The following is a 21,071-nucleotide window of genomic DNA, read 5'->3' as shown; positions in this document are numbered from 1 at the left end:
ACACCGGGGTCGTCGCTGGACCGTGTCAGCCTACCGGAGTGCCCTCCGGGCGGGTTGAGGGCGGTCCGTCCCCTGACCCGGCGTTAGGCCCGGTCAGTCTGCCGTGAACTGCAGGCGGCGCAGGTCGGGTTCGACGACGGCCGCCGTCCGGGCTGCTGAGGCGGCCAACACCGCCGGGTCCACGTGGTCAGGGTTGTCGATACCGATGGGCACGATCTCATAGGCGTTAGTCCGGTCCACCCAGGTGGGCACGTAGCCGGCGTCGACGACCTGCGGCCCGCCCGCGACGTCGGCGACCGCGAACCAGGCGATTATGCCGTCTTGGGTATGCGGGGGACAGGACCGGCACGGGTTGTTGTCGTCACCTGGCTGGTTGGTCAAGAAGTTCCCTAGCCCCAGTGCCGCAGCCTTGCCGTCCTGGAGGATCACTGGCTGAACCACGTGGGCGTGGTGGCCCAGCACCAGGTCTACGTCGGATGCCCTCAGGAGGCGGTCAGCTACCTCGAGTTGGCGGGCTGTCGGGTCGGTCCGGTACTCCTCACCCCAGTGCACGCTGACCACCACGAACTCGGCACCGGCGTCCACAGCGGCGGCCGCGTTAGCCGCCACTAGGTCAACGTCGAGGTGGCCGACCAGCCACGGGGGGTCAGTGGGCAGGTCCCGCCCGTTCAGCAGATCGGTTACCGAGAGGTGGGCCACCCGGATTCCGCCGGGATTGAACCAGGCCGGGCCGGCGGCCTCGGCATGGTCGGCCATTCCGGCGGTGGCCAGCCCGACCCGTCGAAGGTGGTGCAGGGTGGACTCCACGGTGGACGGGCCGGAGTCCAGGGCGTGGTTGGAGGCCAGGGAGCAGCCGTCGTACCCGGCTCCTGCGATGGCGTCGGCCAGCGAAGATGGGACTCGGAAGGTCCCCCGGAAGCTCAGGTCGTCGTCGCCCATCGAGAGCGGGCTCTCCAGGTGACACAGGGCTAGGTCGGCACCGGCCAGGATGGGCCGGACCCGCCGGAACATCTCCGAGAAGTCCCAACCGTCGTCCACGTTGGCGTCGGCCCGTTCGGCTACCGCCCCGTGGCTGATGATGTCGCCCGTCGCGACCAACGTGAACGTCCGGACGGGTTCGGTCGTGGTGGGGGCTGGTTGGGTCGAAACCGTGGTGGGCGCCTCAGCGTCAGGTGTCGCGTCCTCCGGGGCCGTTGGGCCGTTTGTCCGTGCTGCTTCGGGCGTTACCGCTTCCTGGTTTGGCGGGCTGTCGCCGATGACGTCGACGACCAGGACGACCAGGACGCTGACTACTACGAGGAGCTGCAGGACCCACGCGGCACGCCGTTCCGACCGGAAGAGGGGGTGCAGGGGCTTACTCACGCCACATCACCGAGGATGGGGATGCCGGGCCGGACTGACTGGTCGGTCACGCCGCTTGAACGCACCACCTGGCCGCCGACCAAGACGTGGTGGATGCCGGTCGACTCCAGCCATGTCTTGGCGATGGTGGCCCGGTCCGTGATGGTGCTCGGGTCGAACACAGTCACGTCGGCCACCGCCCCAGCCTGTAGCCGGCCCCGGCGGGCCATGGCCGGGCTGCAGGATTCCAGCAGCTGGGCCGGGAGGATGGTCATCTTGGCCAGCGCCTCGGCTAGTCCCAGGACACCGCGGTCGCGTACGTAGGTGCCCAGCACCCTGCTAAAGCAGCCTGCCGCACGGGGGTGGTTGTTGTGGTGGCTGTGGAGGATGGCGTCCGAGCCGACCATCACCCACGGGGTGGCCAGCGCCGTGTCGATGTCGTCGTCGGACATGGCGAAGGCGGCGGTGAGCTTGTTGTCGTCGTGAGCCCGACGCCAACCGGCCTCGTCTAGCCGGTTGGTCTCGCCAGCCACCTGCAGATCCTCGTACGAGATGTCGTACTTCTCCTGGAAGTCGTTGAACCGGGTGCTCCTGGCGTAGGTGGCCCAGTAGGTGTAGGGGTAGGTACAGGCGGTGAGGGCCAGGCCCTCGGCTCGACCAGCCTCCATCTGAGCGATGGCCTCGGCCATCCTCCCGGTTCCTCCGGTGGAGTTGATGTGCTCCACGTGGACAGCGCAGCCGGTGCGGCGGGCCACGGAGACCGCCTCGGCTACCGCCTGTTCCTGTGTGCCGGGCTCCAGGTCCTCGGAGTACCGCAGGTGCAGGCACAGTGGCACGCCGTACCGGGCGGCCAGGTCGCCGTGGCGGAGCATCTCGTCGAGGGTGACCCCGATGTTGTACTCGGGTTGTTCATGGATACCCAGGGCTCCGGCCCGCAGGTCCACGTCGGCCAGGCGGACCAGCTCGGTGATCTGCGTGTCGCTGGCGTAGTCGATGCCGATCCCGAGGTTTATGCGGTGGGTCGACTGGTCGGTCGCTCCGCCGTAGTTGACCGGGGGCCGATGCTCGGCGGCTTGGACCAGGAACCTGTCCATGGGGTTGTCGATGCCGTGCATGCACAGGTTGGTGGTAACCCCGTCGGCCACCTTGTGCCACTCGCCGTAGCCGGTGGGCGGGTAGGACAGGATGTCGATGAAGCCCGGGGCTACGACGAGGCCGCGGGCGTCCAGCGTGGTCCTACCAGCCAGGGGATCGAGGCTGATCCGGGTGACGGTGTCGCCGTCGATTCCCAGGTGGCCGACGGCGTCGAAACCTGACTCGGGGTCAATGATCCGACCACCGGACACCACTACATCGTGGACTTGGTCGGCGGTAGTCGGTGGGGCGTCGTCGAGGGACGGGAGAATTTCGGGGGTGGTGGTTGTAGGGACGGTGGTGGACCGGGGGACGGCCGGAACGGTGGCCGCCGTGCCGGCCTTGGTGGAGGGCTGGCCGGGCAAGCGGCGCAGGAAGGCCAACGTCGCGGCGCCGAAACCCAGGCCGATCACGAAGCGGCGACGGGACACGGCATCGGGCCGGAGGTCGTCGTCCGGTCCAGCTGGGACGGTGACTTCGTCGTCGGGTGGCGCGTCGTCCTCGCCCCCCGTGCCGGTCGGAGAAGGGGCCCCGGTCGGGTCCTCGGAATCCCCGGTTGGCTCGTCCATCGCAGCGGACGCTAGTGGTGGCACCGGGTCCGGGGGCGCCGACCCGACCCGGACGCCGGACGAGGGCTGGCTACCGTGGAATGGTGACCATGGGCCTGCCCAGACGAGTCGTGGCCCTGGCCGGATTCGGCGTGCTGCTGGCTGTCGGAGCTGTCCTGGCCACTTTGGGGACCGACGGACCCACTACGTGGGTTGATGGCCGAACCCCGTCCCGGGTGGAGGCCCGGCTGGTGGTAGATGCCGCGCCGGTGAGGACCATCGACCCGTACCGGGGTTTGGGGACCTGGGTCGACGCCTACGACTTCGACCCGGCCTACGTTCCGGGGGCCATCACCGTCCGGCCGGTGGACGTGGCTGACATGGCCGACCACGGGGTGGGGACCCTGTACCTCCAGTCCTCGCGGTCTGATTCCCGGGCCACCAGCCTGGTGTCCGACCCTTGGCTGCTGGCCGGGTTCCTGCTGGCCGCTGACCGGGCCGACGTGGATGTCGTGGCCTGGTACCTCCCCAAGTGGCGGGACGACGATGAGGACCTGGACCGCCTGCTGGCAGTCGACCGATTTTCTGTACTGGGGCGTCGGTTCGCCGGCCTGGCCGTGGATATCGAGTGGAACAGAGACGACCTGGGGGCCATCGAGCGCTCGGACCGCCTGGTGGACCTCACCGACCGGTTACGCCGCACCGTCGGTGGAGATCCGTTAGCCGCCATCGTGATGCCGCCGATCATCACCGATCAGATCAACTTGGCCTTCTGGCCCGGGTTCCCATGGGACGAGCTGGCCGACCGGTACGACGTCTGGATGACCATGGGCTACTGGTCGTTCCGGACCGAGGAGCACGCCGATCCAGCCTTCTACACGGCGGAGAACATCCGACGGGTACGAGCCAACCTCGACCAGCCTGAAGCGGTGGTCCACGGCATCGGGGGGGTCGGGTCAGCCGACGGGACCGCCCTCGTCGATCCGGGTGAACCGCTGGCCACCATCGACGACCTGGGGCCGTTCGTGGCTGCCCTGTCGGACGTGGGGGCAGTGGGCGGCTCTATCTACGACTGGGCTACCACCGGCACCCAAGCCCGCCGCCTACTAGCCGACCTCATGGCCGACTTCCCGGAGGCTTCTGCGGGTCGCTGAGAGACAGCAGGCGCCGGCAGGGCCCGTCCAAGGGTCCGTGGTCGTCGGTGACCGTCCGGGCCGTCTGCTACGGCGGCCGACCGGTCAGATGCCCGCGATTGCAGGGATCGGGAGGCCCCATTGGTCCGCGCGCGCGGGACCCCTACCATGGAGGGTGTTCCTCGGCGCCGTCTTGGCGCCTGGGCGGACCGGGGGGTGACCACGATGACCGAGCGGCGCGGCGCGACCTCAACCACGGCATTTGGTGTGGGCCGGCGCGAGAACCACGACGCCTCAGCGTTCTACGCCCGGTTCACCGCGCCTGAACTGTCCGACGATGACACGGTGGTGCGGGCCCCCGACCTAGGCGACGGCTGCCTCAACGGCGACGCCCGCGACATGCACCAATTGCCGGACCGCTCGGTGGCTCTCGTGGTGACCTCGCCGCCGTACTTCGTGGGCAAGGACTACGAGGTCGAGATGGAACGAGACGGGGTCCCCACGTCGTACCTCGAGTACCTGGCCATGCTCACCGACGTATTCGCCGAGTGCGTCCGGGTGCTGGAGCCCGGGGGCCGCATCGCCGTGAACGTGGCCAACCTGGGACGCAAGCCTTACCGCAGCCTCTCGGCCGACGTCATCCACATCCTTCAGGACCAGCTGGGTCTCCTGCTGCGCGGTGAGGTGGTGTGGCAGAAGGCTGAGGGGGCGACCGGCTCGGTGGCCTGGGGTTCGTTCCGACGGGCCGCCAACCCAGTTCTACGCGATATGACCGAACGGGTTGTCATCGCCAGCAAGGGCCGGTTCGACCGGGCCCGCCCAACCGCCCAGCGCCAACGAGAGCACCTTCCCTCAGAGAGCACCATCACGACTGACGAGTTCATGGAGGCCACCCTGGACGTGTGGCGCATCGACGCTGAGCAGGCCAGCCGGGTCGGCCACCCGGCGCCCTTCCCGGTAGAACTGCCCCGCCGCCTGATCGACCTTTACACCTACCGGGACGACCTGGTCCTGGACCCGTTCCTGGGTTCCGGAAGCACCCTGGTGGCCGCGCTCCGGGCCGGACGCCGAGGCGTTGGCTTTGACCTCGACTCCGAGTACGTGACCTTGGCCAAGCAGCGCCTAGACGACGAGCGCCGTCGCCTTGAAGAAGTTCGGCCCGAGGCGTGGCGACGTCGCGACTTGGCTGGCACGGCGGCCCCCCAAGGGGGCCTGTTCGATGTGGTTGACGCCCCGACAGGTGATGGGCCACAGGCCACCGACCATGTACTGGATCGGGCCACGGCGGCCGGTAAGAAGGTGGCCGACATCGCCGAGGCGCTCCTGATGGAGGCAGGTTTCGAGGTCGTCAGGACTGGGGTGGTTCGGCGGGACCTCGGCCTGAAGTTTCCGTTCTTGGTTACCGACCGGGCGGTGGGCCGCCAGTGGTACATCGACGTAGCCGGGGCGTTCACCAACGCCCGACCCGGGATGCGGCGGGCCGACATCCTGTGGCGCACCTTGGGGCGAGCCCATGTGTTGGCCAACGGTCACCATGACGATCCGGCAGGCCGTCCCCGGCTGCTCCTGCTGACCCCGCGACTGCCCAGGACTGGGAGCGAGGGCGACCGGGCGCTACGGGCCGGCGGCGGCCATGGTTTCTTCGACGCCCTGGAGTTGTTTGACGAGGGGGCGCTGTCCCGGCTCCGCCACTACGCCGAGACGTCTCCGGATCGCCCGCTGGCCGGGTTCTGGACCGAGGACGAGGTCGAGGCTCGGTTCGCCTGATCAGGCTTCCGACCGACGCCGGGTTTCGGTCCGGCGGGGCGGTCAACCGATAGGGGCCGGCTCGAACACCACTTCGAACAGTACCGGCCACCGCTTACCGGTGAGGAGAAACCGTCCGGCCTCCGGATCGTGGGCGATGCCGTTAAGCACGTCGTCGGAACCGAAGCCCGACCGGTTAGCCACCAGGTCCGAGGCGTCAACCACTGCGGTGACCCGTCCCGAGGCCACCTCGACGGCCACGATCCGGTCGGTTCGCCAGACGTTGGCCCACACGGTTCCGTCCACGCACTCCAGCTCGTTCAACCGGTCCACCGGCCGACCGTCGAGGGTCACCTCCACTTGCGACAATCGCTGGAAGCTGTCGGGGTTCCGCAGGGTGAGGGTGGCAGACCCGTCGGATTGAACCAGCGTGTCTCCGTCGAGGCGGCACAGCCCCCAGCCCTGCCCGCCGTAGGTCCGGGTGTCCACCACAGTCAGGTCCCCAAGGTCCCAGACGACGGCCCGGCCAGCCTTCCAGGTGAGCTGCAGGGCTCGTCCATCACCGAGGGCGGTAAACCCCTCACCAAACCAGGTGGGGTCCAGCGGGGCGCTTCGCAGGACCCGCCCGGTGGACCGGTCCACCTCACGGATGCCAGACCGGCCGTAGAGGCCGGTGGTCTCGAAGAGCCGACCGTCTACCAGCTCCAGCCCCTGGGTGAACGACTCAGGGTCGTGGGGGTGGGTGGCCACCACCCGGGGGACCAACCGACGGACGGTCTCGGGCCCGTCGGCTGGCGTTGGTTCACCGGAACCACAGGCCGCCAGCACAACGATCAGCAGGACGGCGAGGGCCCTGGCAGGGCTTCGGCGGAGGTCCGTCCCGGTCATCGACGTCGGCTGCTCGTCTCGTCGCCAGGTCAGGCGGGCGACGAGACTGCCGCCCATGGTCACCCGACCCGCTCCCAAGAATCGTAGGGCGTGGCAGCGGTGACCGGATCGCCGGTCGCCAGCCGGGTGGTCAGTGAAGGCGTCGCAACGGCCTACCTGGACTGGGGCGGCGATGGACCACCGCTGATTCTCCTGCACCCCAACGGCTTCTGCGCCGGCCTCTACGACCCGTTGGCCCGTCGCCTCGTCGACCGCTGTCGCGTGGTGGGCGTAGACCTGCGGGGGCACGGAGCCAGCGACGACCTGACAGCAGTCGACAAACTCGGCAACGACCTGGCGGCCCGAGACGTCCTGGCCGTAGCCGACCACCTGGAGTTCGACCGGTTCTCGGTGCTGGGGGTGTCGTTCGGCGGAGCGGTAGGAATCGAGGCGGCAGCCGCCGCCCCCGACCGAATCGCCGCCCTGCTGCTTTGCGAGGCCATCGCCATTGGGGCGGGGAGTGCTGAACACCAGTCCTTCGGAGCCGCCGGCGACGACCATCCGCTGGCCGTCGGCGCCCGCCGACGCCGCGACGTGTGGGACGACCGGGAGGAGGTGCTTGCCTCCTACGGTTCTCGCCCCCCGCTGGACGCACTAGACCCTGAGGCGCTGGCCGGGTACGTGCGCTGGGGGTTTCGCGACCGCGACGACGGGAAGGTTGAGTTGGCCTGCCGCCCGGAAACCGAGGCCAACATCTTCGGCCGGACCCGAAGCCATGGTCCTCTCGAGGCCTTCGAGGCACTCCGACGCGTCACCTGCCCGGTGGCCGTCATGGCCGGAGCCCGGACCGACCTGGCCCCGGGATGGTTCGTCGACCAGGCGGCGGCGGTCGGGGTAGACCTACAGGTCCTGGACGGAGGGCACTTCGTCCTGTTCGAGGACACGGTACAGGCCGTCGACCTGGTTGACCGGAACCTCCGGACCCTCGGAATCCTCCTGTGACCCCACCCCACGAACCACTGACGAGACGAGGTACGCCGTGAGCGAACGTTCCCTGCACCCGGTAGACGTAGCCAACCGGGTCATCGACTCCGGTCAGGCCGAGGCCCCGCACAACCGGGTCACCCACCAGCTCTCGGTGGTCGACGACGACGTAGCCGTGGTCGAGTCGTTCTCCCACTGCTGGGCTCTGCGCACCGACGAGGGACTGGCCTGCTTCGACGCCGGCGGGGTCAGGCACGGAGCGGAGGTGGTGGACGAGCTACGGCGGTGGAGCGACCAGCCGGTCACCCACCTCATCTATACCCACGGCCACCTCGATCACGTCGGCGGCAGCGGCGCCTTCGTAGCCGACGCCGAGGCCCGGGGCTACGCCCGCCCGTGGTTCCTGGCCCACGAAGCTGTTCCAGACCGCTTCGAGCGTTACCGGACCACCAACGGATGGAACCTGGTTATCAACCGTCGCCAGTTCGGAGGGATCCGCAACCGGCAGGGCCTGGGGATCGGCGACGACGGCCCCGCCTTCCTGCCCGACAACGTCGTCGAACCGGACGAACTCTTCCGGGACCAGATGTCATTTACCATCGGGGACCGGACCATCGAGCTGCGGCATGCCCGGGGCGAGACCGACGACCACGCCTGGGGTTGGGAAGCCGAACGACGGACTGTCTACAGCGGAGACTTCACCTCCTGGGTGTTCCCCAACGCCGGGAACCCACAGAAGGTGCAGCGCTATCCGATCGAGTGGGCGGCCGCCATGCGCGACATGCTGGCTGCCGGCGCCGAGCGGGTTTATCCGGCCCACGGCCTACCCATCGTGGGTCGGAACCGGGTGGAGCAGGTTCTGGGCGATATCGCCGAGGCGCTCGAACACCTGGCCGGCCGCACCCTCGAGCTGATGAACGAGGGCGCCACCATCGACGAGATCATCCACGAAGTCCGGGTCCCCGACCACCTGCAAGACCGGCCGTGGCTGGCTCCCCAGTACGACGAACCCGAGTTCGTGGTCCGCAACGTGTACCGCCAGTTCGGAGGCTGGTGGGACGGCAACGCAGCGAACCTGAAGCCGGCCCGCGAGGCGTCCCTGGCCACCGAGCTGGCATCGCTGGCCGGGTCGGTAGAGGTGCTGGCCGAGCGTGCGGTAGCCCTCGCCGAGTCGGGAGACCTGAGGTTGGCCTGTCACCTGGTGGAGATGGCGGTGGCTGCCGAACCGACACACGAGGGAGCCCACCGGGCCCGAGCCGACGTCTACTGGCGTCGACGGGCCGCCGAACGATCCCTCATGTCGAAAGGGATCTACGCCGCGGCGGCCCGCGAATCGGAGGCCGCCCTCGGTGGGGAGGCGGTCGGTGATCCCCTGGGCGGTTCGATCCGGGACGCCCTGGGCTAGTCGGTAGCGGGTCCGACCCCGTCCATCCCGAGGTACAGCATTCCGCCGATTGGGCGACACGGCGCCGCGATGTCTTCGGCCAGAAGGCCGGCGGTAGCCAGGCCGGGTAGCGGGTCGAGCGCCCCGATGGCCGACGCCAAGTGGGCGGCGGCCCGGATACCGACCGACCCCTCCAGTAGAGAAGTGACCACCACATCCAGACCGGCGTCGCGGACCCGGGCGGCTACCTCGGCAGATGCCGACGGGCCGCCGAGGGCCGACGGCTTGAGGACGACTACGTCGGCGGCGCCCATGGACACAGCTCGGGCCACCTCCTTGGGACTACCGGCCGACTCGTCCACGGCGATGGAGACAGGGGAAGTGAGACGGAGCGCGGCTAGGGCCTCCAGGCCGGCCACCGGCTCCTCCACGAACTCTGGGTCGTAGACGGCCAGGCGTTCCAGACCCCTTAGGGCTTCGGAGGCTGACCAGGCGCCGTTGGCGTCCAGGCGGATCCGGACGTCAGTTCCGACACGTTCCCGGACGGCGGCCACCCGGTCGAGGTCAGCATCGATCCCACCCACGCCTACCTTGACCTTGATCGTGACATGGCCTGAGGCTGCCGCCTCGGCCGCCGAGGCGGCCACATCGTCTGGAGTGGCTCCCGTGGCCAGAGCGGCCACGGCGAGGCGGTCGGGACTATCGGGAGCCAGCAGACGGTGGACCGACGTCCCGGCGACCCGTGCCGCGAGGTCCAGGAGCGCCGAGTCCACGGCAGCCCGGGCGGTGGGCGACCCGTCGGGGAGGCCTCCGTTGCTGTCGTCCGAAGCCCAGCGGTGGAGGGCGGCCTCGGCGTCGTCCACCGTGTCCGGGGTGAACCCGGCCAGCGGGGCGGCCTCCCCGAGGCCGGTGTGACCGTCCTCGTCCTCGAGAGCCAGGAGCACCGTCCAGCGGTCGCCGACCGGGCCGTGGGCGGTGGGGATCGGGGAGCGGTAGCGGAGCAGCCGGCGTTCGATCCGGACCGTACAGATCTTCATCAGCGGCCTTCCCGCTCCTCGTCCAGTTGGGACAGGAACTCCCGGATGGCGTCAGTCGTCCTATCCGGGTTTTCGAGGTGGGTGGCGTGGCCCGCCCCAGGGATCACGGCGATGGCTGAACGGGTCAGCCCGGCGGCCATCCGCATGGCCACGGCCCGGTAGCGCGGGTCTTCCTCGCCGACGACCAGGAGAACGGGCACCCGGAGGCCAGCCAGGTCATGCCAGTAGGACGGTTGTCGCCCGGCTCCGGCACCGCGCAGGCTGCCGGCTAGGCCGTCGGGATGGTTGTCTAGGCGCTGGGCCCGACTGGCGGCCAAAGCGTCAGGACCGAGGCGTTTCTGGGAGGCGAAGATCGGACTGGACATCCAGTGGTCCACGAACCACTCAAGGCCTCGTTCCAGGAGATCGTCGGCCAGCTCGTCGTCAGACCGGGCCCGAGCCGACCGTTCGGCAGCATCCGACAGGCCTGCCGAAGATCCGATCAGGGTCAGAGAGGCCACGTACCCTGGGTGACGGACGGCCAGCCCCACGGCCAGCCGTCCACCCATGGAATAGCCGACCACGTCGGCCGGCCGGAGCCGATGGCTGTCGAGCAGGGGTGCCAAGGCGTCCACTGTGTGCTCGAACCCGAAAAGCTGCGGGTCGTCGGGAACACCGGTCCGGCCGTGGCCCGGGAGGTCCACGGCGGCCACCTGGCGGAGGTCGGTCAGGCGGTGGCCCAGCGGCCAGATGGTCGCCGCCCCCCCGGTGAAGCCGTGAAGCAACAGCAGAGGAGGGCCGTCACCGTCCATCTCGACGTGAAGACCGGAGGAACCGTCGGTGGCCACGTCAGGTCCTGTGGTCGGCGAGGGCCTGGTCCACGGCGGTGGCCGCCGCCCGGTGGAGGCCCACGTTGGTTGAAGCGTCGACGACGATGTGCACCAGGTGCAGGCCCCTGCTCCCGACGGTTGCCGAAAGGACCTGGTCGAGGCTGACACGATCAGTGGGACGGTGGAGGTTGCCGCCTGCCAGGGCTGCTGCGTGCCCGAGGTCCAGGCCGTGCGGGGTGTGGAACAGGCGGTGGTGGTCAATGTGAGATTCGTCAGCGATGGGAAGGAACCGGAAGATTCCGCCGCCGTCGTTGTCGACCAGCACCACGGTTAGGTCCAGGCCGAGGCGTCCGGCGGCCGTTAGCCCTCCGACGTCATGGAGAAGGGCCAGGTCCCCAGTGAACAGAACGGTGGGCGCCGAGGATCCGGCAGCCACGCCGAGGGCGGTCGACACCTGGCCGTCGATCCCGCTGGCCCCCCGGTTGGCCAGGATCCGTAGCGGCCGGTCACCGACGGGCATGAAGGCGTCCAGATCCCGCAGGGGCATCGAGTTGGCGACCACCAGATTCGCCCCGGCGGGCAAGGTCCGGTCCAGCGCGGCCGCCACGGCAGGTTCGTCGAACGGAGCCCTGTCCACCAGATCGGCCACTACTGCTGCAGCCCGCGTGTCGGCATCAACCCACGCCGCCGTCCACGGACCGGACCGATCAGCAGATGACAGGTGGGTGGTCAGCAGGGCGGCCAGTCGCCCCGGTTCGACGGCAACCCGATCAGTAACCCGGAGAGCGGTGTCGGGGAACCGATCGAGGTGGTCGACAGCCACCACCCGGTCGGCGCCCACTCGGTCCAGCCACAGCCGGTAGCCCTTGCTGGTCGGCATGGCGCCCAACTGGACCACCACGTCGGGGCGGTGCCGGTCGGACCACGAGGAACGCAGCAAATGGTCGCCAGTGGCCAGGATTGGGGCCTCGGCGGTGTGGTGGCCCCGCCGGAGGCCGGAGGCTGGGTCGGCCAGAATCGGCCACCCGGTCCGGCGGGCCATCTCAGCCAAAGCGCCGACTCCGGTGGCGTCAAGGTCCAGGGCTCCGGCCACCATCAGCCCCCGTTCGGCCTCCAGGAGGCCGGGGAGTGGGCCAGGGTCGGAGGACGCCGCCTCGGGGGGCAGTGGGAGCAGACCGACAGGTGGCGGGTCGTCGGCCGCGGGTTCCAGCGGCTCACGGAGCGGGACGTTGACGTGGACCGGGCCAGGGATCGGCCGAGTGGCCCGCACGACAGCCTGATGGGCCAGCGAGGCCGCCTCACCGGCCGGTTGGGTCCCGGCAACTGCCGACGTGGTGGCCCACCGAGCGTGACTGCCGTATAGGCCCTGCTGATCGATGGTTTGCGGGGCGCCCCGGCCCTGAAGTTCCGGGGGCCGGTCGCTGGTCAGGACGAGGAGCGGAACGCCCGAGTGGAAAGCCTCGACCACGGCGGGTAGGTAGTTGGCAGCCGCTGTCCCCGAGGTGCACAGCACGGCCACCGGCCGCCCGGTGACCCGGGCCAGTCCCAAGGCGAAGAATCCCCCGGACCGTTCGTCCAGGTGCATCGACACCTCGAGGCCATCGGTGCGGTCGGCGGCCACCGTCATCGGGGTGGACCGGGATCCCGGGGAGGCGGCCACGTGGGCTACGCCGCAGGCCACCAACTGGGCGAAGAACGCTCGGCACCAGGCCTGGGTGTCGTTCGGGTCGGCAACAGGCAGGGGGGAGGCACCCATCGGGGGCTCTCCGAGGTGGGGACCGACATTCACCGGAGGCCCTCCGAGGTGGCCACTACAGGTCCGAGCAGAGCCCGCAGTTTCACGTCAGTTTCCAAGAGCTCGCGGGCCGGGTCGGACCCGGCCACCACGCCGGCGCCGGCGTACAGGGTGGTATCGGTCGCGGTGAGCAGGGCAGAGCGCAGAGCAACCCGGAACTCGCCGTCGCCTGATCCGTCCAGCCAGCCCACCGGGCTGGCGAACCACCCCCGGTCCATGCCCTCGTGAACGGAGCGAAGCTCGGCCGATCGTCCACCCGGGTGTCCGGCCACAGCCGGGGTCGGGTGGAGGGCGCCAACGAGGTCCAGCAATCCCACTGCTGTCGGGAGGTCGGCGTCGATAGGGGTGTGGAGGTGTTGGATCCCGTGGAGCCTCAGGAGGCCCGGTTCCCTCGGATGGCGGTCGGTGACCCCTAGGTCGGCCAGCGCCCGATCGACTGCTTCTACGACCACCGTGTGCTCGTAGCGTTCCTTGGGACTGGTGAGCAGGCCCTGGCCTAGAGCGGCGTCGATGGCCGGGTCAGGGTCTCGGGGGGCAGAGCCGGCTAGGGCCGCCGTTTTGAGCCGTCCGGCGTGGACGGCGGCTAGGCGTTCAGGGGTGGCGGCCACGAAAGACGCGTTGCCGACGGTGATGCCGAGGGTGGCGCACGCCGGGTAGGTGGTTCGCAGGGTGGACAGGAGGCGGGCCACGTCGGGTCGAAGGTCGACGCGCAGGGACCGGCAGGGCACGGCCTTACGCAGTTCACCGCGCCCGATGGCGTCTAGGGCTAGGCGGACAAGGTTGCGGTAATGATGCAGTGCGTCTTCGTCGGCCCAGGTGGCAGGGTCGACGTCGGCTGGGATCTCGGGGCGGGGTGCAGTCACCAACGGTGTAGGCCGATCAGCGCCGTCAATACGAGTCACCCAGGTTCGGCCATCCCGACGCAGTACCTGGACAGCGGGGAGGACGAGCCGTCCGTCGCCGAAAGGGGCCCACGGCCCGGGCGGGGCAGTGTCGTCGAAGGCGAACCCGGCGGCCAGCCGGGGGAGGGGGGCGTCGGTTGGTGCCTCGACATCGAGGTCATTCAGGAGTTCAGCGGCCCGGCGCGCCGCGTCATCAAACCGGGACGGGCCGTCTAGCGACACCACGTCGGTCGCCCCAAGGCCCACCCAAGACATGTCATCCTCGGGGACCTCCCAGAACCATCGCTCCTCACCGGCCGGCGCGGTCGTTAGCCAGGCCAGGGGGTCGGTAGCTGGACCGGACCGGACCTCGGTAGTCGTTGCCGGGCGACCTGGGCGGAGGCCGGGGTCGGTTAGGGCCATCGGCAGGTCACCTCGAGCCGGGCGGCGTCGGCGGCCATCAGGGCGTCGGCCAGGGTGTGCCGCTCGGCATCGGCCACCCGGTCCAGGGCCCGGTTCACGAGAGAGCGATGGAAGTGCTGGGCCACCAGCCGGGTTACGGCGGGCAGGAGAGACCGGACCACCTCAACCAGGGCCTCGTCGGAGCCGTCGGTTCCGGACTTCACGTGGTTCTCGAACAGGGCGATGGCCCGGTCAACCACCTGGTCGACGTTGGCGCTGTGGTCGGCGGCCAGGGAGACCAACTCGTCGAGGGGTACCCCGGCGGCGCTGACGGCCACCCCAGCTCGGACCATAGTTACTGCCCCCTCGTCGAAGAAGGGTCCGCCTTCACCTTCGACCGGCTCCAGGATTCCGTTGTCACACAGGAGCGACACCAGGCTCTCGGGCACACCGGCCCGGTCGGCGACCTCCTCTCGGGTCAGGCTGGGGGAGTGGGTGGCGTCGGCAAGGCGGTCCAGGGCGTCGGACCGGGCCGACGCGTCGAGGTTGGCGATCTGGGCGAGCGAGAAGCCCTCTTCGGCGAGTCGCCGGATCTCTGCCAAGCGGTCGAGATGGGCGTCTCGGTACACGGCTCGTCGTCCTCGGCGGATCGGTGCCTCGAGGAGGCCGAGACGCTGGTAGTAGCGGATGGTGTCAATCCCGATTCCGCTGGCCGCAGATAGACGGTCCACGGTGAGCAGATCATCGGTCGGCGAAACGGGGGCAGATCCCACGATCTGATTGTAGGAGTAGTTACTCTCAGTGTCGATACTTATATTCTCAATGGTGTGGCTGAACCGCGCCCCAGCCGCAGGACCGTGGCACGATGGCCCGGTGACCCCGACGCCGCCCGTGGACTACATCGCCCTTACCCGGGCCCAGTACGACGCCCTGGGCTACCCGGCGTACCAGTGGGCCGAGCGGCCCGACCCCCCAGCTTGGGCTCCTATGCCCGCCCTGGCCGACGCCTCGGTGGCCCTTATCGGCTCGGGCGGGGCCTACCGCGAGGGACAGGTGGCCTACCACTGGAAGGACGACACCGGGATCCGCCATATCCCCAGCGCCGAGCCGGCCACCGACATCCGGGTCACCCACTTCGCGTATGACTTGGAGCCGGCCCGCGAGGACCCCAACATCGTCTTCCCGGTTGACCGCCTCCGAGAATTGGTCGACGAGGGCGTGATCGGGGGGCTAGCGCCCACCGCCCTGGGATGCATGGGCGGGATCTACTCGGTGCGCCGGACCGAACAGGAACTGGCCCCGGCCATCGTGAACGAAGTGCTGGCCATGCGAGACGCCGGTCAGGCCGACGTGGCCTTGCTCGTCCCCGTCTGACCGGTGTGCCACCAGACCGTGGGTCTGGTCGCACGGGCACTGGAGGCCGCCGGCATGCCGACCCTTTGCCTGACCGCCGCGTACAGCATCACGGCGGCGGCCAACCCTCCCCGGGCAGCTTTCATCGACGTGCCGTTGGGCAACACGGTGGGGCGTCCCCACGACCCGGAGTTCCAGCGCGACGTGCTGCGGCGGGCCCTGGCCGCGGCCCAGGCCATGGACGTGCCGGGCACCATCGTGGACCTGGGCGTGTCGTGGGACGGGGACGGATCCTGGAAGCGGTTCGCCTCATCAACCGGGGTGGGTAGTGGTGATGGCGAGGACGACCGCCGCCAGCGGGTGGACACCCCCCAGTACCAATACGAGGCCGACCGTCTGGCCGCCGGAGGCTGACCAGAGGTGACTGTCGCCGACGACCTCCGCCCCATCCTGGACCTCATCCAGAGCACCCGCTCTCCCATAGTCGACACCACACCGGAGTCCCTGCGGGCCACGTACTCGGCCCTCGGCCCTCCCGGTGGCGCCGAGATGGCCGCCGTGGAGGACCGGACCATCCCCGGACCGGACGGTGACGACCTGCCCGTGCGCATCTATAGGCCATCGGCCGACGCCGAGCGCCCGCCGGTCGTCGTCTTCCTGCATGGTGGCGGGTGGACCATCGGCGACCTAGACACCCACGACGAGCCGTGCCGGGCGTTGGCCGCCGGTACGGGCGCCGTGGTGGTAGCCGTCGACTACCGCCTAGCCCCCGAGCACCCGTTCCCGGCGGCCGTCGACGACGCCTACGCCGCGGTTTGCCACGTGTCCGAACACGCCGACAATCTCGGGGTGGACGCCGGTCGGCTGGTGGTGGCCGGCGACAGCGCCGGGGGCAACCTCTCAGCGGTGGTGTCGCTCATGGCCCGGGACCGCTCCGGCCCGGCCATCGCCTTCCAGTTCCTGATCTACCCGGCGGTCGATTTCGACCTGACGTCGGGCCGGTGGCCGTCACTGGAGGAGAACGCCACCGGGTACTTCCTTCACCTGGAGACGATGCGATGGTTTGCCGACCACTACGGCGGCGCCGACCGCCTAGTCGCCGAGCCGTACGCCGCCCCGATCCGGGCCGCCGACCATTCCGGGCTGCCGCCGGCCCACGTAATCGTGGCCGGCTACGACCCACTGCTCGACGAGGGCTTGGCCTACGCCGAGGTCCTGCGGGACGCCGGGGTCCCGGTCACCGTGGCCAACCACGAACAACAGGTCCACGGCTACTGGCATTTCGTACCCCACCTGGAGTCCAGCCGCCGGGCCCGGGAGTCTGACGTTGCCGTGTTGGCTGCTGCTATCGACGCCCTACCCGTGGCCTGACCACCGCCCGGGTCGACGTCCGACCTCAGGTACCGTCGGCCGGTGATCCTTTTCGTTTGCACCGGCAACATCTGCCGGTCCCCGATGGCTGAGGCCCTGCTCCGGACCCGGATGGCCGAGTCGGGCGCCGACGGCCCCGAGGTCCGCTCCGTGGGTACGGTGGCCGTAGGTGGCCCGGCCACGCCGGCCGCCGTGGAGGTGCTGGCCGACCGGGGCATCGACCTGTCCGGACACGTCAGCCGGCCCCTGACCGGCGAGTTGCTCGCTTCGGCGGACCTGGTGGTGGCTATGACCCGGCGCCACGAGGCGGAGATCGGCTCGGCGGACCCCGACGCTCGGAGCCGAACCTTCCTGGCCGGCGAGGTGGCCCGACTGGGAGGCCAGGTTGGTCCCCGGGGTGCCCGGTTGCTGACCGACTGGGTCCGGGCCCTGGACGGGGCCCGAGGTGGACACTTCACCACCGGCCGGGTGGCCGACGAGGTCGCTGACCCGTACGGCGAACCCGTCGAGGTCTACCGGAGTTGCGCCGACCGCCTGGACGGCCTCTGCTCCGCCCTGGCCCGCCTGCTGGTCCCGCCTAGCTGAGCGTTACCCGACCCGCTCGCTGGCTGGGCGTCGAACGACCGGGCACCAGACGGGTGCCGGGCTTCGGTACCGTCGATACCCATGGAGTTCGCCCGAACCCCCAAACTGGAGGCGTTCGCCGACGAGGTCCGCACGTGGTTAGAGGAACACCTGGTGGGGGAGTTCGCCGACCTGCGGGGCCGGGGCGGCGTCGGCCAGGAGGACGTCGAGGCCGAGGTCCTCCTCGCCTGGGAGCGCCAGCTGGCCTCGGGCGGATGGCTGGGCCTCGACTACCCGGAGCGCCTGGGTGGCCGTGACGCCTCCCTGGCCGAACAGGTCGTCTTCCACCAGACCTACGTCGAGGCCCGGGCACCGGGCCGCATCCCCAACATCGGCCTCACCCTGCTCGGCCCGACCGTCGTTGCCTACGGGACACTGGAGCAGCAGGAGCGATTCGTTCCACCCATCCTCGCCGGCACAGAGCACTGGTGCCAGGGGTACTCCGAGCCCAATGCCGGCTCCGATCTGGCCAACGTCTCCACTCGAGCCCACTTAGTCGGCGACCGGTGGCTGGTCTCCGGCCAGAAGGTCTGGACCTCGCTGGCCCAGGTTGCCCAGTGGGCGTTCGTGGTCTGCCGGACCGATCCAGACGGCGAGCGCCACGCCGGCCTCTCGTACTTACTGGTGCCCATGGACCAACCGGGCGTCGAAGTACGCCCCATCGTTCAGGTCACCGGTGGTTCAGAGTTCAACGAGGTCTTCTTCGATGACGCTGAGACCGACGCCGACCTAGTGGTCGGAGGCGTCGGCAACGGCTGGGCGGTGGCCATGGGAACTCTCGGCTTCGAACGCGGGGCCTCAACGCTTGGCCAGCAAACGGGTTACCGCCAGGAACTGGACGCCCTGCTGGACCTGGCCCGCCGGAACGGCGCCCTGGACAACCCCGCCCTGCGCCAAGACCTGATGCGGTCGTACAGCGAACTGGAGATCCTCCGCTACAACCAGCTCCGGATGCTCACCGCTCTGGTAGCCGACGGCGTGCCCGGCCCCGAAATGTCGATCGGCAAGCTCTACTGGGCGTCGTGGCACCGCCGGCTAGGCGAACTCGGGATGCGGGTACGGGGGGCCAGCGGCATGGTGGGCGTGGACGCCACTCCACCCCTGGACGACCCCCTGAGCATCGGCTATCAGCTGGACCACCTCCAGCGGACCTTCCTTTACAGCAGGGCCCACACCATCTACGGCGGCTCTAACCAGATCCAGCGCAACGTGATTGGCGAGCGAGTCCTGGGCTTGCCCCGGGAACCCCGGTAGCGGTCACCGACTGTGCCACGCCGTAGCCTTTTGGCAGAACTAACCAGGAGCGAGCCATGACCGAGGCTTATATCGTCGACGCCGTCCGGACCCCCACCGGTAAGCGGGGAGGCGGCCTGGCCGAAGTGCACCCGGCCGACCTCGGCGCCCACGTCATTCGCGAGGTGGTGGAGCGCAACGACCTGGACCCGATGGCCGTCGACGACGTGGTCTTCGGCTGTGTCGACAACGTCGGCCCTCAGGCCGGTGACATTGCCCGCACGGCATGGCTGGCCGCCGGCCTTCCCGAGGCTATTCCCGGTACCACCGTCGACCGTCAGTGCGGATCGGGCCAGCAGGCGGTCAGCTTCGCCGCCATGGGCGTGATGGCCGGCCTCCAAGACCTGGTCGTGGCGGGCGGCGTGCAGAACATGAGCATGATCCCCATCGCCACGGCCCTCGAGGCGGCCCGACCCCTCGGCCATGACGACCCATTCTCCGGCTCGACAGGATGGGTGGACCGCTACGGCACCCAAGAGGTTTCCCAGTTCCGGGGTGCCGAACTGATCGCCGAGAAGTGGGACATCTCGCGTGACGAGATGGAGGGTTTCGCTCTGACCAGCCACGAGCGGGCCATCACGGCTATCGACGAGGGACGGTTCCAACCCGAGGTGGCACCGCTGGCCGGCGTAGAACACGACGAGGGCCCCCGCAGGGGCGGCAGCATCGAGAAGATGGCCCAACTAGCCCCCCTAGTGGAGGGCGGCCGAATCACTGCCGCGCTAGCCAGCCAGACCAGCGACGGGGCGGCTGCTCTGCTGGTGGCCTCTGAGCAGGCGGTAGCCGACCACGGCCTCACACCCCGGGCACGCATCCACCACATCAGCGTGCGAGGTGACGATCCGATTTTCATGCTGACCGGCCCCATCCCGGCCACCGCGTATGCCCTGGAGAAGTCGGGCATGTCGATCGACGACATTGACCTCTTCGAGTGCAATGAGGCCTTCGCCCCGGTTCCCATGGCCTGGATGGCCGAACACGGCGTCCCCCACGAAAAGGTCAACGTGAACGGTGGAGCTATCGCCCTGGGCCACCCGCTGGGGTGTAGCGGCGCGAAGCTCATGACCACCCTGCTCCACGAGTTGGAACGTACCGGCGGCCGCTTTGGCCTCCAGACCATGTGCGAGGGCGGCGGTCAGGCCAACGTCACCATCTTGGAAAGGCTCTGACGACGCCAGGGAACGGGTTCCAGCCGGTCGACTGACCCCGGACCTGACACAGCATCAGATACTGGGGCGGGACTACGGTGATCACCGTGGACGAGCAGACCGGAACCGTGGAGATCGACTCTGATCTGCGGGCCGCTGACGGCCGCGTTCCCGGCCGACGGGGTCTGGCCACCCGCCAGAAACTACTCAGCGCCACGCGTGAACTACTGGACTCGGTGGCGTACCGCGACCTGAAGGTGGTCGACATTGCCCAGGAGGCTGGAACCTCGCCGGCCACCTTCTACCAGTACTTCCCCGACGTGGAGTCGGTCATGTTGGCGCTGGCCAGCGATCTGTCAGAAGCCTGGCACGGTGACCTCCGCAAGCTGGTTTCCAACCGTGACTGGGACGGCGACCCCGACGGGTCGGCCAAAGTGGTTGCCGATGGGATGCTGGAGTTCTGGACCCGCCACAAGCCGGTGCTGCGGGTCCTTGACCTGGCCAGCATGGAGGGCGACCTCCGGTTCCGAGATATCCGAACCTTCCTGCTGGCCGGAGCCACCTCAGCCCTTATGGACCTGGCTGCCGAGCGGCGTATTCCCGGAGACCCCATGGCTTCGGCCGGCGTGGTCGTCGGGATGCTGGCCCATGTGGCCAACCACCAGCACGGCCTGGAGCGGTGGGGTGTCTCCCACGACGTACTAGTCGACACGGTCGCCGGGATCATCCGGCGGACCATCGTCGGGCTGCCCTGATCGGCCACCGGGCCGGATTGCCAACGTGGGCCCGCCGGTAGTCTCGGGCCAGTGACCGCCCGAGTCCGCTTCGCCCCGTCGCCCACCGGCTTCCTACACGTCGGCAGTGCTCGGACGGCCTTGTTCAACTGGCTGTACGCCCGCTCGGTGGGCGGAACGTACGTGCTGCGAATCGAGGACACCGACGCCGAGCGCAACCGACGCGACCTCACCGACAACTTGCTCGCGGAGCTGGAGTGGCTGGGCTTGGACTGGGACGAGGGACCGATCTTCCAGTCAGCGCGCCAGGAACGCCACCGCCAGGTCGTGGCGGACCTTCTGGAGCGTGGGCTGGCCTACCTGTGCGATGCCGAGAACCGGGAGGTCAGCGGGTCCACGCTGGCAGATGGGCTGGCTGTGCGATTCCGGATGCCAGCCGGGCAGACCATGGCCTTCGACGACATTGTGCGGGGTGAGGTTTCGTTTG

The 21,071-nt window shown here is 69.4% G+C and carries 20 protein-coding genes; 12 read left to right on the top strand and 8 right to left on the bottom strand.

Annotated features, from left to right (window positions below; genetic code table 11):
- Window positions 1-93: 93 nt before the first annotated feature.
- Both MK181_09025 and MK181_09020 read right to left on the bottom strand, forming a co-directional pair.
- Window positions 94-1,362, bottom strand: a complete 1,269-nt coding sequence (locus MK181_09025; GenBank protein MCH2419943.1) for a CapA family protein — start codon at window positions 1,360-1,362, stop codon at window positions 94-96.
- The gene (locus MK181_09020) at window positions 1,359-3,044 is read right to left on the bottom strand and encodes an amidohydrolase family protein (protein ID MCH2419942.1); all 1,686 of its coding nucleotides are present in this window, start codon (window positions 3,042-3,044) and stop codon (window positions 1,359-1,361) included. The genes MK181_09025 and MK181_09020 overlap by 4 nt, the downstream gene beginning before the upstream one ends.
- A gap of 83 nt (window positions 3,045-3,127) precedes the next feature.
- Between MK181_09020 and MK181_09015 the strand changes: the two genes are divergently transcribed.
- Together MK181_09015 and MK181_09010 are read left to right on the top strand one after the other, a co-directional pair.
- Complete coding sequence (locus tag MK181_09015) at window positions 3,128-4,177, top strand: hypothetical protein (GenBank protein ID MCH2419941.1); 1,050 nt, start codon at window positions 3,128-3,130, stop codon at window positions 4,175-4,177.
- Window positions 4,178-4,381: 204 nt separating this feature from the next.
- Complete coding sequence (locus MK181_09010; GenBank protein ID MCH2419940.1) at window positions 4,382-5,923, top strand: site-specific DNA-methyltransferase; 1,542 nt, start codon at window positions 4,382-4,384, stop codon at window positions 5,921-5,923.
- 42 nt (window positions 5,924-5,965) lie between these two features.
- On the opposite strand, the gene MK181_09005 is transcribed toward MK181_09010, so the two are convergent.
- The gene (locus tag MK181_09005) at window positions 5,966-6,847 is read right to left on the bottom strand and encodes a glutaminyl-peptide cyclotransferase (protein ID MCH2419939.1); all 882 of its coding nucleotides are present in this window, start codon (window positions 6,845-6,847) and stop codon (window positions 5,966-5,968) included.
- 33 nt (window positions 6,848-6,880) lie between these two features.
- Here MK181_09005 and MK181_09000 point away from each other — a divergent pair, with 33 nt between their 5' ends.
- Window positions 6,881-7,771 carry an alpha/beta hydrolase gene (locus MK181_09000; protein MCH2419938.1) on the top strand — a complete coding sequence of 297 codons (891 nt, stop codon included), beginning with the start codon at window positions 6,881-6,883 and terminating at the stop codon, window positions 7,769-7,771.
- A 37-nt stretch (window positions 7,772-7,808) separates the two neighbouring features.
- The gene (locus tag MK181_08995) at window positions 7,809-9,158 is read left to right on the top strand and encodes an MBL fold metallo-hydrolase (protein ID MCH2419937.1); all 1,350 of its coding nucleotides are present in this window, start codon (window positions 7,809-7,811) and stop codon (window positions 9,156-9,158) included.
- On the opposite strand, the gene menC is transcribed toward MK181_08995, so the two are convergent.
- From menC to MK181_08970, 5 genes are read right to left on the bottom strand one after another with little or no spacing between them, the layout of a single operon-like run.
- Window positions 9,155-10,174, bottom strand: a complete 1,020-nt coding sequence (menC, locus tag MK181_08990) for an o-succinylbenzoate synthase (GenBank protein MCH2419936.1) — start codon at window positions 10,172-10,174, stop codon at window positions 9,155-9,157. The two genes, MK181_08995 and menC, sit on opposite strands and share 4 nt — an antisense overlap.
- Window positions 10,174-11,001: a 2-succinyl-6-hydroxy-2,4-cyclohexadiene-1-carboxylate synthase gene (gene menH / locus MK181_08985; protein MCH2419935.1), complete on the bottom strand. Its 828-nt coding sequence runs from the start codon at window positions 10,999-11,001 to the stop codon at window positions 10,174-10,176. Before menH ends, menC begins: the two co-directional genes overlap by 1 nt.
- 1 nt (window position 11,002) lies before the next feature.
- The gene (gene menD, locus MK181_08980) at window positions 11,003-12,739 is read right to left on the bottom strand and encodes a 2-succinyl-5-enolpyruvyl-6-hydroxy-3-cyclohexene-1-carboxylic-acid synthase (GenBank protein MCH2419934.1); all 1,737 of its coding nucleotides are present in this window, start codon (window positions 12,737-12,739) and stop codon (window positions 11,003-11,005) included.
- A 29-nt stretch (window positions 12,740-12,768) separates the two neighbouring features.
- On the bottom strand, window positions 12,769-14,082 hold the full coding sequence (locus tag MK181_08975; protein MCH2419933.1) for an isochorismate synthase: 1,314 nt from the start codon (window positions 14,080-14,082) through the stop codon (window positions 12,769-12,771).
- Window positions 14,073-14,834 carry a MerR family transcriptional regulator gene (locus MK181_08970; GenBank protein ID MCH2419932.1) on the bottom strand — a complete coding sequence of 254 codons (762 nt, stop codon included), beginning with the start codon at window positions 14,832-14,834 and terminating at the stop codon, window positions 14,073-14,075. Before MK181_08970 ends, MK181_08975 begins: the two co-directional genes overlap by 10 nt.
- Before the next feature lie 100 nt (window positions 14,835-14,934).
- On the opposite strand from MK181_08970, the gene MK181_08965 reads away from it, so the two are divergent.
- The 8 genes from MK181_08965 to MK181_08930 form a co-directional block, all read left to right on the top strand.
- A complete protein-coding gene (locus MK181_08965) occupies window positions 14,935-15,435 on the top strand; it encodes a glycine/betaine/sarcosine/D-proline family reductase selenoprotein B (GenBank protein MCH2419931.1) in 501 nt (166 codons plus the stop codon).
- A gap of 3 nt (window positions 15,436-15,438) precedes the next feature.
- A complete protein-coding gene (locus tag MK181_08960; protein MCH2419930.1) occupies window positions 15,439-15,828 on the top strand; it encodes a hypothetical protein in 390 nt (129 codons plus the stop codon).
- A gap of 6 nt (window positions 15,829-15,834) precedes the next feature.
- Window positions 15,835-16,785 carry an alpha/beta hydrolase fold domain-containing protein gene (locus tag MK181_08955; protein MCH2419929.1) on the top strand — a complete coding sequence of 317 codons (951 nt, stop codon included), beginning with the start codon at window positions 15,835-15,837 and terminating at the stop codon, window positions 16,783-16,785.
- Between the two features lie 42 nt (window positions 16,786-16,827).
- Window positions 16,828-17,370, top strand: a complete 543-nt coding sequence (locus MK181_08950; protein MCH2419928.1) for a hypothetical protein — start codon at window positions 16,828-16,830, stop codon at window positions 17,368-17,370.
- A gap of 81 nt (window positions 17,371-17,451) precedes the next feature.
- Window positions 17,452-18,663 (top strand): acyl-CoA dehydrogenase family protein, encoded by a 1,212-nt coding sequence (locus tag MK181_08945; protein ID MCH2419927.1) that lies wholly within the window; start codon window positions 17,452-17,454, stop codon window positions 18,661-18,663.
- Between the two features lie 56 nt (window positions 18,664-18,719).
- Window positions 18,720-19,871: an acetyl-CoA C-acetyltransferase gene (locus tag MK181_08940; GenBank protein MCH2419926.1), complete on the top strand. Its 1,152-nt coding sequence runs from the start codon at window positions 18,720-18,722 to the stop codon at window positions 19,869-19,871.
- Window positions 19,872-19,957: 86 nt separating this feature from the next.
- Complete coding sequence (locus MK181_08935) at window positions 19,958-20,605, top strand: TetR/AcrR family transcriptional regulator (protein MCH2419925.1); 648 nt, start codon at window positions 19,958-19,960, stop codon at window positions 20,603-20,605.
- Between the two features lie 51 nt (window positions 20,606-20,656).
- On the top strand, window positions 20,657-21,071 hold a 415-nt coding region (locus MK181_08930), incomplete at its 3' end, for a glutamate--tRNA ligase family protein (GenBank protein MCH2419924.1).

It is taken from the genome of Acidimicrobiales bacterium, from assembly GCA_022452035.1.
Taxonomy (GTDB): Bacteria; Actinomycetota; Acidimicrobiia; order Acidimicrobiales; family MedAcidi-G1; genus UBA9410.
Note: the sequence above shows the minus strand (reverse complement) of the source record. Positions and strands in the feature narration are given on the sequence as shown.